Source organism: Pseudomonas sp. 11/12A, from assembly GCF_000800055.1.
In the GTDB taxonomy this organism is placed as follows: domain Bacteria; phylum Pseudomonadota; class Gammaproteobacteria; order Pseudomonadales; family Pseudomonadaceae; genus Aquipseudomonas; species Aquipseudomonas mohnii.
The window spans coordinates 4867483-4881934 of record NZ_JUGV01000001.1 but is presented as its reverse complement, the minus strand read 5'-3'; the positions used below and the strand labels follow the sequence as shown (position 1 = coordinate 4881934).

General features: G+C 60.4%; 11 protein-coding genes. 6 read left to right on the top strand and 5 right to left on the bottom strand.

Annotated features, from left to right (window positions below; all coding sequences use genetic code 11):
- Nucleotides 1-274: 274 nt before the first annotated feature.
- From GQ39_RS22510 to GQ39_RS22495, 4 genes are all read left to right on the top strand, one after another.
- Nucleotides 275-2080 carry a phenylacyl-CoA dehydrogenase gene (locus GQ39_RS22510; RefSeq protein WP_047534229.1) on the top strand — a complete coding sequence of 602 codons (1806 nt, stop codon included), beginning with the start codon at nucleotides 275-277 and terminating at the stop codon, nucleotides 2078-2080.
- A 251-nt stretch (nucleotides 2081-2331) separates the two neighbouring features.
- Nucleotides 2332-3624 carry a GGDEF domain-containing protein gene (locus GQ39_RS22505; protein WP_047534227.1) on the top strand — a complete coding sequence of 431 codons (1293 nt, stop codon included), beginning with the start codon at nucleotides 2332-2334 and terminating at the stop codon, nucleotides 3622-3624.
- Nucleotides 3625-3710: 86 nt separating this feature from the next.
- Complete coding sequence (locus GQ39_RS22500) at nucleotides 3711-5507, top strand: acyl-CoA dehydrogenase C-terminal domain-containing protein (RefSeq protein WP_047534221.1); 1797 nt, start codon at nucleotides 3711-3713, stop codon at nucleotides 5505-5507.
- Between the two features lie 187 nt (nucleotides 5508-5694).
- Nucleotides 5695-7473 carry an acyl-CoA dehydrogenase C-terminal domain-containing protein gene (locus GQ39_RS22495; protein WP_047534219.1) on the top strand — a complete coding sequence of 593 codons (1779 nt, stop codon included), beginning with the start codon at nucleotides 5695-5697 and terminating at the stop codon, nucleotides 7471-7473.
- Nucleotides 7474-7700: 227 nt separating this feature from the next.
- Here the strand turns inward: GQ39_RS22495 and GQ39_RS22490 are convergent, their stop codons facing one another.
- A complete protein-coding gene (locus GQ39_RS22490; protein ID WP_047534216.1) occupies nucleotides 7701-8630 on the bottom strand; it encodes a LysR family transcriptional regulator in 930 nt (309 codons plus the stop codon).
- A 169-nt stretch (nucleotides 8631-8799) separates the two neighbouring features.
- Between GQ39_RS22490 and GQ39_RS22485 the strand changes: the two genes are divergently transcribed.
- Entirely contained in the window at nucleotides 8800-10083 is a 1284-nt protein-coding gene (locus tag GQ39_RS22485) for an aspartate aminotransferase family protein (RefSeq protein ID WP_047534213.1), read from the top strand.
- A gap of 208 nt (nucleotides 10084-10291) precedes the next feature.
- Complete coding sequence (locus GQ39_RS31745; RefSeq protein ID WP_003228885.1) at nucleotides 10292-10450, top strand: YqaE/Pmp3 family membrane protein; 159 nt, start codon at nucleotides 10292-10294, stop codon at nucleotides 10448-10450.
- 50 nt (nucleotides 10451-10500) lie between these two features.
- Here GQ39_RS31745 and GQ39_RS22475 read toward each other — a convergent pair whose 3' ends face one another.
- Genes GQ39_RS22475 through pqqC form a run of 4 tightly spaced genes read right to left on the bottom strand, consistent with a single transcriptional unit; the run spans nucleotide 10501 to nucleotide 14446 of the window.
- On the bottom strand, nucleotides 10501-12324 hold the full coding sequence (locus GQ39_RS22475) for a S9 family peptidase (RefSeq protein ID WP_047534202.1): 1824 nt from the start codon (nucleotides 12322-12324) through the stop codon (nucleotides 10501-10503).
- Nucleotides 12290-13429: a pyrroloquinoline quinone biosynthesis protein PqqE gene (gene pqqE, locus GQ39_RS22470; RefSeq protein WP_442961706.1), complete on the bottom strand. Its 1140-nt coding sequence runs from the start codon at nucleotides 13427-13429 to the stop codon at nucleotides 12290-12292. Before pqqE ends, GQ39_RS22475 begins: the two co-directional genes overlap by 35 nt.
- Nucleotides 13422-13697 (bottom strand): pyrroloquinoline quinone biosynthesis peptide chaperone PqqD, encoded by a 276-nt coding sequence (pqqD, locus tag GQ39_RS22465; RefSeq protein ID WP_047534197.1) that lies wholly within the window; start codon nucleotides 13695-13697, stop codon nucleotides 13422-13424. Before pqqD ends, pqqE begins: the two co-directional genes overlap by 8 nt.
- A complete protein-coding gene (gene pqqC / locus GQ39_RS22460) occupies nucleotides 13694-14446 on the bottom strand; it encodes a pyrroloquinoline-quinone synthase PqqC (protein ID WP_047534195.1) in 753 nt (250 codons plus the stop codon). Before pqqC ends, pqqD begins: the two co-directional genes overlap by 4 nt.
- Nucleotides 14447-14452 lie beyond the last annotated feature (6 nt).

Sequence of the window (14452 nt, the reverse complement as noted above, 5' to 3'; positions counted from 1 at the left end):
TCGCTGAATCTGCACCTGCGACGCCGCGAACATTCGCGGCGTTTTGCTGTGTAAGTCCTTCTTGCCAAAAATAATCTTTCCGATACGACGTGTTGCTCGGTCAACGGCGTTGCGCATCGGTGCGTCCGCCATTCCCGAACAGTGATGACGAACGGCAAAAGATCGGCGCTTGACAAGATTTGGGCGTAAACGTATGTTTCAAACAACTGTTTGACCGTCACAACAAATCGACACGGTCGCTCATTCCCGGTTACATCAGCAGAGGTTTATCGCTATGCCTGACTACAAGGCCCCCTTGCGTGATATTCGCTTCGTTCGTGACGAACTGCTCGGCTACGAAGCGCACTATCAGAGCCTTCCGGCTTGCGCAGACGCAACTCCGGACATGGTTGACGCCATTCTCGAAGAAGGCGCCAAGTTTTGTGAGCAGGTGCTGGCTCCGCTGAACCGCGTGGGTGACCTCGAAGGCTGCACCTGGAGCGAGTCCGGCGTTAAAACCCCGACCGGTTTCAAAGAAGCCTACAAGCAATTCGTCGAAGGCGGCTGGCCAAGCCTGGCCCACGACGTGGAACACGGCGGCCAGGGCCTGCCGGAGTCCCTGGGTCTGGCGGTGAGCGAAATGGTCGGCGAAGCCAACTGGTCGTGGGGCATGTACCCAGGCCTGTCCCATGGCGCGATGAACACCATCTCCGAGCACGGCACCCCAGAGCAACAACACGCCTACCTGACCAAACTCGTGTCCGGCGAATGGACGGGCACCATGTGCCTGACCGAACCGCACTGCGGCACCGACCTGGGCATGCTGCGCACCAAGGCCGAGCCTCAGGCCGACGGTACCTACAAAGTGTCCGGCACCAAGATCTTCATCTCGGCCGGTGAACACGACATGGCCGACAACATCGTCCACATCGTGCTGGCCCGCCTGCCGGATGCACCGGCTGGCACCAAAGGCATCTCGCTGTTCATCGTGCCGAAATTCCTGCCGAACGAAGACGGTTCGATCGGCGCGCGTAACGCGGTGTCCTGTGGTTCCCTGGAACACAAAATGGGCATCCACGGCAACGCCACGTGCGTGATGAACTTCGACGCGGCCACCGGTTTCCTGATCGGCCCGGCGAACAAAGGCCTGAACTGCATGTTCACCTTCATGAACACCGCACGCCTGGGCACCGCGCTGCAAGGTCTGGCCCACGCCGAAATCGGTTTCCAGGGCGGCCTGAAATACGCTCGCGATCGCCTGCAAATGCGCTCGCTGACTGGCCCGAAAGCGCCGGACAAAGCCGCTGACCCGATCATCGTGCACCCGGATGTACGTCGCATGCTGTTGACCATGAAGGCCTTCGCCGAAGGCAACCGTGCGATGGTGTACTTCACCGCCAAACAGGTCGACATCGTCAAGTACGGTGTGGACGAAGAAGAGAAGAAGAAAGCCGACGCTCTGCTGGCCTTCATGACGCCAATCGCCAAAGCCTTCATGACCGAAGTCGGTTTCGAATCGGCCAACCACGGCGTGCAAATCTACGGCGGCCACGGCTTCATCGCCGAGTGGGGCATGGAGCAGAACGTTCGCGACAGCCGCATTTCGATGTTGTACGAAGGCACCACCGGTATCCAGGCACTCGACCTGCTGGGCCGTAAAGTGCTGATGACTCAAGGCGAGGCTCTGAAAGGCTTCACCAAGATCGTCCACAAGTTCTGCCAGAACAACGAGGGCAACGAAGCGGTCAAGGAATTCGTCGCACCGCTGGCTGCACTGAACAAGGAATGGGGCGAGCTGACCATGAAGGTCGGTATGGCCGCCATGAAGGATCGCGAAGAAGTCGGCGCAGCCTCCGTGGACTACCTGATGTACTCCGGTTACGCCTGCCTGGCCTACTTCTGGGCCGACATGGCGCGTCTGGCTGCGGAAAAACTGGCTGCCGGCACCACCGAACAGGCGTTCTACACCGCCAAGTTGCAGACTGCGCGTTTCTACTTCCAGCGCATCCTGCCGCGTACCCGCACTCACGTGGCAACCATGCTGTCGGGCGCCAACAACCTGATGGACATGAAAGAAGAAGACTTCGCGCTGGGCTACTAAGTCTTAACGCTGTCGTGCAAAGAGCCGCCATTCCTTCGGGACTGGCGGTTTTTTTTCGGCAATGCTCAAGCGACAGCGGGTCTCGTCCAGCGTGTCGGGGCTTACCTTGCGTCACTGGCAGACCGTTCGTCGCCAGTGATGCTCTTTTTTACAAAAATACCTCAGTAATTCACTCAGCAATCCGGAGATTTTGCCGTTAAAGTGGTGGGCACATTGCCATCTTTTTTGATTTGACGGTCGGAGCTTTACCCTTGCCGCGTTCTTCCGCTGTACGTTTCAGTCATTTCCTGCCGTCATTACTGCTGTTGTTCGCGGGACTTGCGGCTGCTTACGTCAAGGATCTGAACGTCTTCTTCACTTCGCTGTTCAACGTGCTGCCAACCCTGGTGCTGTTGCTCGGCGGTTCTTACTGCGCGGTTTACCGACGTCAGCGTGAACTGTTTCTGATGGTCACGGTGTACATCGCCTACTACCTGCTCGACACCCAGACCGACTACTACCGCGATAACGGCAAGGTGCGCGATGACGCTGCTGTGGTCTTCCACTTGTGTTGCTTGCTATTGCCGTTGTTATTTGGCGTATTCGCCGCCTGGCAGGAGCGTACTCATCTGTTCCAGGACATGGTGGCGCGCTTCGCCGTGTTGCTGGCCGTGGGCAGCGTGGCGTTGGGGCTGGAGCAAAGTTACCCGCATGCGCTGTTGATCTGGCTTTCGGAGATCCGCTGGCCGGCGTTGCACGGTGCCTGGATGAGCCTGATCCAGTTGTCCTACCCGGTGTTCATCGGTTCGTTCCTGCTGCTGGTGTATCAGTACTGGCGCAATCCGCGACCGCTGCACGCCGCGCAACTCGTGGGCTTGCTCGGACTGTTCTGGATGTTGCCGAAAACCTTCATCCTGCCATTCACCCTGAACATCATGTGCAGCCAGGTGATGCTGATGATCGCCGCCGCCGTTGCGCACGAGGCCTATCAAATGGCGTTCCGCGATGAACTCACCGGTCTGCCGGGGCGTCGTGCCTTGAACGAGCGCATGCAGCGACTGGGGCGCAACTACGTGCTGGCCATGAGCGATGTCGACCACTTCAAGAAATTCAACGATACCCACGGCCATGATGTCGGTGACCAGGTGCTGCGACTGGTCGCCAGCAAACTGTCGAAAATCGGAGGGGGCGGCAAGGCGTATCGCTATGGCGGTGAGGAGTTTGCCCTGGTGTTCGCCGGCAAGACCCTCGAAGAGTGCATGCCGCACCTGGAGGTCATCCGCGAATCCATCGCCACCTATAACATTCATCTGCGTAACCAGGACAGCCGTCCGCAGGACGATAGTCAGGGACGCCAGCGCCGTTCGGGCTCCAATGTTTCGAGCGTGTCGGTCACGGTGAGCATCGGCGTCGCCGAGCGCATTGAACAACGCACCCCTGAAGAAGTGCTCAAATCCGCCGATCAGGCGCTCTACAGCGCCAAGGGCGCCGGCCGTAACTGTGTCATGGCATTCGGTCAGACTCGTCGTGGCGCGGTGCGCATGGACGCCGCTGCGGTTGAGTGATGATGGCGCATTCAGCGTCTGGACTGTGATTGTGAGGCGTGGTCGGCAGCAGTAGGTTTGAGTCATCTGCTGCCGGAGAAATGACCATGCCCGAGTACAAAGCTCCCCTGCGCGACATGCGCTTTCTGATCGACCACGTCTTCGACTTTCCCAGCAACTACGCCGCACTGGGGGCCACTGAGGCCAGTGCGGACATGGTCAGTGCGATTCTTGAAGAGGGCGCGAAGTTCTGCGAGAACGTGCTGTCGCCACTCAACCGCAGCGGCGACGAAGAGGGCTGCCATTTCGACAATGGCGTGGTCACGACGCCCGCAGGCTTCAAGCAGGCTTTCGCACAGTATGTGCAAGGCGGCTGGCATGGCCTGGCGGCTGACCCGGTCTACGGTGGCCAGGGTCTGCCGAGCTCTCTGGGGCTGGTCATCAGCGAAATGGTGGCGTCGAGCAACACGTCCTGGGGCATGTACCCCGGCTTGACTCACGGCGCCATGTCAGCGATCCACGCCCATGGCACCGACGAACAGAAACAGACCTACCTGCGCAAACTCACCGCTGGCCAATGGACCGGCACCATGTGCCTGACCGAAGCCCATTGCGGCACGGACCTGGGCATCATCAAGACCCGCGCCGTGCCCCAGGCCGATGGCAGTTACGCGATCTCCGGCAGCAAGATCTTCATCTCCGCCGGTGAACACGACATGAGCGACAACATCGTTCACCTGGTGCTGGCGAAGCTGCCGGACGCACCGGCCGGCACCAAGGGCATTTCGCTGTTCATCGTGCCCAAATTCCTGCCCGATGCCGCCGGTGAGGCTGGCGAGCGCAACGGTGTTTCCTGCGGCTCCATCGAACACAAAATGGGCATCAAGGCGTCGGCCACCTGTGTGCTGAACTTCGACGGCGCCAAAGGTTTCCTGATCGGCGAGCCGAACAAGGGTCTTAACTGCATGTTCACCATGATGAACCATGCGCGCCTGGGCACCGGGATGCAGGGCTTGTGCCTGGGGGAGGCGAGTTTCCAGGGCGCGATCAAGTACGCCAACGAGCGTTTGCAGATGCGCGCGCTCACCGGCCCCAAAGCACCGGACAAAGCGGCCGACCCGATCATCGTCCATCCGGACGTGCGCCGGATGCTGCTGACCATGAAGGCCTTCAACGAAGGCAATCGCGCACTGACGTACTTCACGGCGCAATTGCTGGATGTTGCACACCTGAGCGCAGACCAAACCGCACGCCAGGACGCTGAAGACTTGCTGGCGTTCCTGACGCCGATCTGCAAGGCCTTCATGACCGACACCGGCCTGGAGGTGACCAACCTCGGCATGCAGGTGTTCGGTGGTCATGGCTTCATTCGTGAATGGGGCATGGAGCAACTGGTGCGCGATTGCCGCATCGCGCCGATCTACGAGGGCACCAATGGCATTCAGGCACTGGACCTGCTTGGGCGCAAGGTCCTGGGCAGCCAGGGCAAGTTGTTGCGCGGCTTCACCAAAATCGTTCACCGGTTTTGCGCGGCGAACGCCGAACATCCGCAGTTGGCCAGCTATGTGGCGCAACTCAATGGCCTGAACCAGCAGTGGGGCGAATTGACGACCAGGGTCGGCATGGCGGCGATGAAGAATCCGGATGAAGTGGGTGCCGCTTCGGTGGATTACCTGATGTACAGCGGCTACATCATCCTTGGCTATTTGTGGTTGCGCATGGCACTGGTGGCCCAGGCACGGCTGGAGGCGGGCGGTGGCGATGCGGATTTCTGCAAGGCCAAACTGGCGACCAGCGAGTTTTACTTCAAGCGCCTGCTGCCCCGTACAGCCGCTCATCGGTCGGCGATCGAGGCGGGCAGCGACTGCCTGATGCAGCTGCCGGCGGAGTTGTTTGCGCTTTAATCTTTAAAACCAGTGACAAAGGAGCCCGCGTAATTGCGGGTTTTTTTATGACTGCGCGGTCTATGACCAAACATTACAAAATGGTCACCGCCTGACCCTATGTGTCACAAAAGTTGTTGGGTTACACTCGGACACAACGAAAATACTCCCCCTACGATTCACCCGTTTAGATCTTGCGAGGTTTGCCATGGCTGACTACAAAGCGCCCCTGCGCGATATGCGTTTCGTCCTCAATGAAGTTTTCGAGGTCGCCAAACTCTGGGCCGAGCTGCCTGCGTTGGCCGAAACCGTCGACGCGGAAACGGTCGAGGCCATCCTGGAAGAAGCCGGCAAGGTCACCAGCAAAAGCATCGCGCCCCTGAGCCGTGCCGCGGATGAAGAAGGTTGCCACTGGGCGGACGGTGCCGTTACCACGCCGGCCGGTTTCCCGCAGGCTTATCAGACTTACGCCGAGGGCGGCTGGGTCGGCGTGGGCGGTGATCCGGCCTACGGCGGCATGGGCATGCCCAAGGCCGTTTCGGCCCAGGTCGAAGAAATGGTCAACTCTGCCAGCCTGGCATTCGGTTTGTACCCGATGCTGACGGCCGGTGCCTGTCTGTCGATCAACGCCCACGCCAGCGAAGAACTGAAAGCCGCCTACTTGCCGAACATGTACGCCGGTGTCTGGGCCGGTTCCATGTGCCTGACCGAGCCGCATGCCGGTACCGATCTGGGGATCATCCGCACCAAGGCCGAACCTCAGGCCGACGGTTCCTACAAGGTCAGCGGCACCAAGATCTTCATCACCGGGGGCGAACACGACCTGACCGAGAACATCATTCACCTGGTGCTGGCCAAACTGCCGGATGCCCCGGCAGGGCCGAAAGGCATCTCGCTGTTCCTGGTACCGAAGTTCATGGTCAATGCCGATGGCAGCCTGGGCGCGCGCAACCCGGCCAACTGCGGTTCGATCGAACACAAGATGGGCATCCAGGCGTCCGCGACCTGTGTGATGAACTTCGACGAAGCCGTGGGTTATCTGGTTGGCGAGCCGAACAAAGGCCTGGCAGCCATGTTCACCATGATGAACTACGAGCGTCTGGGTGTCGGCATTCAAGGCCTGGCGACGGGCGAGCGTTCCTACCAGAACGCCATCGAATACGCCCGTGACCGCCTGCAAAGCCGTTCGCCGACCGGCGCGCAGAATAAGGACAAAGTGGCCGACCCGATCATCGTCCACCCGGACGTGCGTCGCATGCTGTTGACCATGAAAGCATCGAACGAAGGCGGCCGCGCTTTCTCGACTTACGTGGCCATGCAACTGGACACTGCCAAGTTCAGTGTAGACGGCACGACCCGCAAGCGTGCGGAGGACCTGGTGGCGTTGCTGACGCCGGTGGCCAAGGCATTCCTGACCGATCTGGGTCTGGAAACCACCGTACATGGTCAGCAGATTTTCGGCGGCCACGGCTACATCCGCGAATGGGGCCAGGAGCAGCTGGTGCGCGACGTGCGTATCACCCAGATCTACGAAGGCACCAACGGCATTCAGGCGCTGGACCTGGTCGGGCGCAAGATCGTCGGCAGCGGCGGGGCGTTCTACAAACTGTTCGCTGACGAGATTCGTCATTTCACCGCCACGGCCAGCGCCGACCTGGCGGAGTTCACCAAGCCGCTGAACGACGCCGTGACGACCCTCGATGAGCTGACGGCGTGGTTGCTGGATCGGGCAAAAAACAACCCGAATGAAATCGGCGCCGCGTCGGTCGAATACCTGCAAGTGTTTGGCTACACCGCCTATGCCTACATGTGGGCACTGATGGCCAAGGCTGCTTTCGGCAAAGAAGCGCAGGACGATTTCTACGCCAGCAAGCTGGGCACGGCACGTTTCTACTTCGCCCGGCTGCTGCCGCGAATTCATTCGTTGAGTGCGTCGGTGAGGGCTGGCAGCGAGTCGCTGTTCCTGCTGGATGCAGCGCAATTCTGAAGGTGTGACGTCATGTAAGCATTCTCTTACACGACGTGCTGCACTTCTCCCATAGAAGCAGATTGGATCCACAGCTAATCTACTTCACATGGACGTAGCGCAGGAAGCGCAAAGCTACAACACGGACACGTAGGATTCTGCCAGGACGGCGGAGTGAAATGGATGTCAGGGAAACAGTCTGCAAAGCCCCGCTTCGGCGGGGTTTTCTTATGCCCGCAAAAAAGTACTCAGCTCAGTCCATCCAGTGCCGATGGGGTGTTCAAGCGCTCATCCGGTCGATTTATCACCTCCTCCAGCAATGTTCGCAACAATGCCATCGAGGCCTGTTGCCGTTGCACATCCCGACACACCAGTCCTATTTTCAGCGGTACCCGGGGTTCACTCAGGGGTTTCCACAATAGGTCCTTGCTGCCGTGGGCTTTTTGCGAGCGCCCAGGCAATACCGTCGCCAATCGCGTGTGCGGCAGGCTGTCGAGAATCCCCGCCATGTTGTTCAGCTCGGCTTGTACCTGCGGGCGTCTCCCCATGCTGGCCAGTTGCGTTTGCCAGATCTGCCGCACTTGAAACTCCTCGCCCAGCAGCAACATGGGCAGCTCGGCGGCCTGGCTCATGGATACTTTCTTGAATTCCCGCAGCGGATGGTCCGCCGGGATGACCAGCGTCAGCTCATCTTCGTACAGCATCACGCCGTGCAAGCCAGGCTGCCGGGGCGGCAGGTAGCTGATGCCGATGTCCAGCGAGCCATTGAGCAGGCGTCGCTCGACTTCCAGGCCGGTCAACTCATAGATCTGCACCACCAGATGCGGTTGCGCCTTGCGCACCCGTTCGAGCATCTGCGGCACCAGGCTGGTATGCACGGTCTGCAAAACGCCAATCGCCAGTGTGCGCAGCGCTTGCCCCTTGAAATTGCCCAGCGCCTCGCGCGCCCGTTGCAAGCCATCAAGCAGGGGCAAGGCGTGGTTGTACAGGGTATGTGCCGCCAGCGTCGGCAACAGTCGTTTGCTGCTGCGTTCGAACAGGGTCACGTCCAGCGATTGTTCGAGTTGCCGGATCTGCTGGGACAGCGCCGGTTGAGAGATGGACAGCCGCTCGGCAGCACGGCCCACATGGCCCTCTTCGTAGACCGCGACGAAATAACGCAGTTGTTTAAAATCCATAAGTAATACTTATCGAAAATGATGAGAAATCGAAATGGCCAAAGGCCTTGCCTGAGCCTAGTCTAACCGTATTCACAAGGCTTACAGGGCCACAAAGCGCGATGATTACCGTTTGCTTCGATGGTGTTGACATAGGTAAGGCAAAAAATCCAAAACGGAGATTGAACGGATGAATTTGTTCAATCTGCGTCGTCACTCACCAAGCCTTGATGATCTAGTGGCGCACGCTTCCTTTCAGTCCAGGGGCGACAACCTTTCCAGTGAGTGCCTGATGCCCAGTGTCGAGCGACCGAAACAGGTTTTTGTCCGCGGCCAGGGTTCTTGGTTGTGGGACAACGATGACCGGGCTTATCTGGATTTCTCCCAAGGTGGTGGCGCCAACAGCCTTGGACACAGCCCCAAGGCGCTGGTCAATGCCATCGCGACGCAGGCACAAACACTGATTAACCCCGGTTTCGGTTTGCATAACCGCGGCATGCTGAACCTCGCCGAGCGACTGTGTGTCAGCACCGGCAGCGACCAGGCCTACCTGCTCAACAGTGGCAGCGAAGCCTGTGAGGCGGCGATCAAGCTGGCGCGCAAATGGGGCCAACAGCATCGCGGCGGTGCTTCGCGGATCATCGTCGCCAATAACGGCTGTCATGGTCGCAGTCTGGCGACGATCTCCGCGTCAGACAGTTCGACGCAGGTCAACCGGTTCGAGCCGCAGCTGCCGGGCTTCAGCCACGTTCCGTTCAACGATCTTCCAGCGCTGCATGCGGCCGTGGATGAGCGCACCGTCGCCATCATGCTCGAGCCGATCCAGAGCGAAGCCGGCGTGATACCGGCGACCGCGCATTACCTCAAAGGCGTCGAGCGCCTGTGTCGTGAACTCGGCATCCTGTTGATCCTCGACGAAGTGCAAACCGGCATCGGGCGCTGCGGCACCTTGCTTGCCGAACAGTCCTACAGCGTGCGGGCGGATATCGTTGTGCTCGGCAAAGGGCTGGGCGGTGGCGTGCCCGTGGCGGCGTTGCTGGCGCGGGGCAAGGCCTGTTGTTTTGCAACCGGTGAAATCACCGGCACTCATCACGGCAATGCCTTGATGACAGCGGCGGGGCTCTCCGTGCTCGACAGCGTGCACGACAAGGGATTTCTCGAGCATGTCGGGCAAAGTGCCCAGCATCTGCGTGAAGGGCTGCAGCGTCTGGCGCGCCGTTATGGCCACGGCGAGTTACGCGGACAAGGCCTGCTCTGGGGTCTGACCCTGTCCGATGATTCCGCCGACGCCGTGGTCAAGGCTGCGCTTTACGAAGGCCTGTTGCTCAACGCCCCGCAACCCGATTGCCTGCGCTTCACACCGGCGCTGAATGTCAGCAAAGCCAACATCGACGAAATGCTCCTGCGACTGGCCCGTGCCTTCTCCCGTGTACGCACCGCCCAGTTGCAGTGCCGCAAAGGAATCGCCGTCTGATCAGACACACCCTGCACGAATCCCCGAACCGTCTCGCGGTATAACGCACGCCCCACGCTGGATTTTTTTGGCGTGGGGCGTTTTTTTGTCGGCGTCATTCTCTATGGCGCTTTGATGCTCAAGCCTATCGACAGTGAACCCTGACCAGCGGCGCAGGTCGATTGTGTGTGAGGCTCGCATGAGCCGACTTCAATCAGGAGCTGACCCCATGGATTTCATTCGTATCATCATCGCCATTCTGTTGCCGCCGCTGGGCGTGTTTCTGCAAGTCGGGTTTGGCGGGGCGTTCTGGCTGAACATTCTGCTGACGTTGTGCGGTTACATTCCAGGCATCGTGCATGCGGTGTACATCATCGCCAAGCGTTGAGTTTCGCGGCGTATTAGCCATCGCGATCAGCGACTGGAGCACCGCCGATTTCAGCCGGCGTGCTCCATCACCCGTCGATAAAACAACCATTCCTGTTCCAGTGCATGGGCCTGATTGCCCGCCTTGCGAAAGCCATGGCGTTCGTCAGCGTAGTAATGGGCTTCGACGGCAATGCCGTTGTTCTGCAGCGCGGTGACCATCTCCCTTGTTTGCTCCGGCACCACCACCGCATCCAGTTCGCCCTGAAAGAAGATCACGGGCACGCTGATGTTGCTCGCATGCAGTAATGGCGTACGTGCGGTATAGCGCTCGGCGTCTTGCACCGGATCACCGATCAGCCAGTCCAGATAATCCCCCTCGAACTTGTGGGTCGCCCGGCCCAGGGCGACAGGATCGCTGACCCCATAGAGGCTGGCGCCGGCGCGGAAGACCTTGTGGAACGCCAGTGCGCACAGCGTGGTGTAACCGCCGGCACTGCCGCCACGAATGAACGCTCTGTCGCCGTCGATCAATCCGCGTTCGGCGAGGTGACTGGCCACTGCACAAGCGTCTTCGACATCGACGTCGCCCCAGCTCAAATGCAGGGCCTGGCGATAGGCTCGCCCATAGCCGCTGCTGCCGCGGTAGTTGAGATCGGCCACGGCGAAACCCCGTTGCGCCCAGTACTGAATGCGCGGATCGAGCATCGGATAGCACGCCGATGTCGGGCCGCCGTGGATGAACACCACCAGCGGCGGTTTGGCCTCGCCCGTCATCGCCGGGTAGAAGAAGCCGTGAGCTTCGCCCGAACCACTCGGGTAACGCAGGGTTTGTGGAAGGCTGATCTGCTCGGCAGGTAGTGGTGTGATGCCGCCGGCGAGTGTGTTCACCTCACGGGTCTGGCGGTCGATGGCGATCACCGCTGACGAACTGATCGGCGATGCCGCGATGCAGTAGATGAACTGGTTATCCACAGCGAGATGACGGAAGCGGCTGTATTCGCCCGTGAAGTCCTCGTTGTTGTCGCCACACACCGCCAATCGGCCAAAACCACCTTCCGTCCAAGTGGCCAGATAGCCGGCCCCGCCCAGCGGCAGCCAGGTGCAGCCACCGAGTTGCCAGGGCGCGGGACCATGATCGGCAGCGGCACTGGGTAATGGGCTCAATCCCTCGCTGGATTCCACCCAGGGTTGCCAGAAACCGCCGCGATCGGTTAGGCAATACAAGCGCCCGCTGTCGTCAAATCGTGGTTGTTGCAGGGACTCTTGAGCGTCGTCACCGGCGACGCAACGGGGCGGTGAAAACCCGCCATCGCGCTGGCGTTCGGCGACCATCAAGCGCGTCGCCGTCCAGGGCTGATGCGGGCGATTCCACTCGACCCAGGCCAGCCGACGGGCATCCGGGCTCAGCGTGGGTGCCGCGTAAAAATCCGCCCCCTCGGCCAGCAAATGCCGTCCGCCGTCCGTCAGATCAATCGCCACCAGGCGATGTCGGTCGCGGTTCTCTTCTACCGCCAGCACTTGACCATGGGCGAACTGAAGATCGCCATAACGGCACGCCCCTGATGTCAGCGCTTCGGGTTCGCCCTGCAACGATTGCCGATACAGTTGCTGGTCGGCCTCGTTGACGAAAACGACGCCGTCGTCAGTCAGACAAAACGCGCCACCGCCATATTCGTACACCCGACTTCGAACACTGAACCCTGGTGGCGTCAGACATTTCGCCGTGCCATTGCGCCAGTGCCAGATTCGGCAGGCACCATCTTGCGGGCGGTATTCGTTCCAGAACAGGCCGTTGGCGCCGGCCTGCAACTCGGCAAAGTCGACACCGGCGGCGACGGCGTTGGCCGCGCTGAAGGGTTCAGCTTTTGGCGATGAGGCGTGAGTTTCGTTCATTGCGAAAGGCCAGTTGGTCGATGGTCTGAGTGGCGTGCTCGGCTTCTTCGCGGGCCTGGAGGATCACGCCGTGATGGGGCGATTTGCTGCACACCGGGTCGGCGTTGCTCGCATCACCGGTGAGCATGAACGCCTGGCAGCGACAGCCGCCGAAGTCCTTTTCTTTCTCGTCGCAGGAGCGGCAGGGCTCAGGCATCCAGTCGTAGCCGCGAAAGCGATTGAAGCCGAACGAGTCGTACCAGATGTGTTGCATGCTGTGGTCGCGCACGTTGGGAAACTGAACCGGCAGTTGTCGGGCGCCGTGACAGGGCAGTGCGGTTCCGTCCGGGGTGACCGTCAGAAAAATACTGCCCCAGCCGTTCATGCAGGCTTTCGGGCGTTCTTCGTAATAGTCCGGGGTGACGAAAATCAGCTTGCACGGATGACCTTCGGCTTCGAGTTTTGCCCGGTATTCGTTGGTGATGCGTTCGGCGCGCACCAGTTGCTCTTTGGTCGGCAACAGGCCGACGCGGTTGAGCTGCGCCCAGCCGTAGAACTGGCAAGTGGCGAGTTCGACGAAGTCCGCTTCCAGCGCAATGCACAGCTCGATGATGCGGTCGATCTGGTCGATGTTGTGCCGATGGGTCACGAAGTTGAGCACCATCGGATAGCCGTGGGCCTTCACCGCGCGGGCCATTTCGAGCTTCTGCGCGAAGGCCTTTTTCGACCCGGCCAGCAGGTTGTTCACCTGCTCGTCGCTGGCCTGGAAGCTGATCTGGATGTGATCGAGGCCGGCCTTTTTGAAGTCGCTGATTTTCTGCTCGGTCAGACCGATGCCGGAGGTGATCAGGTTGGTGTAGAAGCCCAGCTTGCGCGCCTCGGCAATCAGCTCGGCGAGGTCCTGGCGCACCAGCGGTTCGCCGCCGGAGAAACCCAGTTGTGCCGCGCCCATCTCCCGGGCCTCGCGAAACACCTTGATCCACTGCTCGGTGCTCAGCTCCTCGCCCTGCTTAGCGAAATCCAGAGGATTGGAACAGTACGGGCATTGCAGCGGGCAGCGGTAGGTCAGCTCGGCGAGCAGCCACAGTGGCAGACCAACCTCAGGCTTGGGCGGCAGATCAGTCAAGGGTGATCCAGTGCTGCGCACGGGCAACCTCCATGAATTGCTCGATGTCGTCACCGAGCTCGGGCACGCCGGGGAACTGGTTGTCGAGCTCATTGATGATCGCCGCGACATCGCGCTGGCCATCGATCAAGCCACCGATCAGCGCGGCGCTTTCATTGAGTTTGATCATGCCTTCGGGGTACAGCAGCACGTGGCCTTTCTGCGCCGGTTCGTACTGGAAGCGGTAGCCGGGCCGCCAGGTCGGGGTCTTGCTGCGATCGAAACTCATAAGGTGATTCCTTTATGCCAGACCCGTTGTTCGGTCACGCTGTGATACGGCGGGCGCTTGAGTTCGTAAGCCATGCTCATGGCATCGAGCATGCTCCAAAGAATGTCCAGTTTGAACTGGAGAATTTCCAGCATGCGCTCCTGGCCTTCGCGCGTCCTGTAGTGCTGCAGGGTGATGGCCAAGCCGTGCTCGACATCGCGTCGCGCCTGACCCAGGCGCGTGCGGAAATATTCGTAGCCGGCCGGGTCGATCCATGGGTAATGCTGCGGCCAGCTGTCCAGGCGCGACTGGTGGATCTGCGGCGCGAACAGTTCGGTCAGCGAGCTGCTGGCGGCTTCCTGCCAACGGGCGCGGCGGGCGAAGTTGACGTAGGCGTCCACGGCGAAACGCACGCCGGGCAGCACCAGTTCCTGGGAGCGCAGTTGATCCGGGTCGAGGCCGACGGCCTGACCGAGGCGCAGCCAGGCTTCGATGCCGCCGTCCTCGCCGGGTGCACCGTCATGGTCGAGCAGGCGTTGAATCCACTCGCGACGGATTTCGCGGTCCGGGCAGTTGGCCAGAATGGCGGCGTCCTTGAGCGGGATGTTCACCTGATAGTAAAAGCGATTGGCGACCCAGCCCTGAATCTGCTCGCGGGTCGCCCGGCCTTCATACATCGCCACGTGATACGGGTGATGGATGTGGTAATAGGCACCCTTGGCGCGCAGGGCGGCTTCGAATTCGGCGGGGGACATCGGGGTGTCGGTCATTGCGGT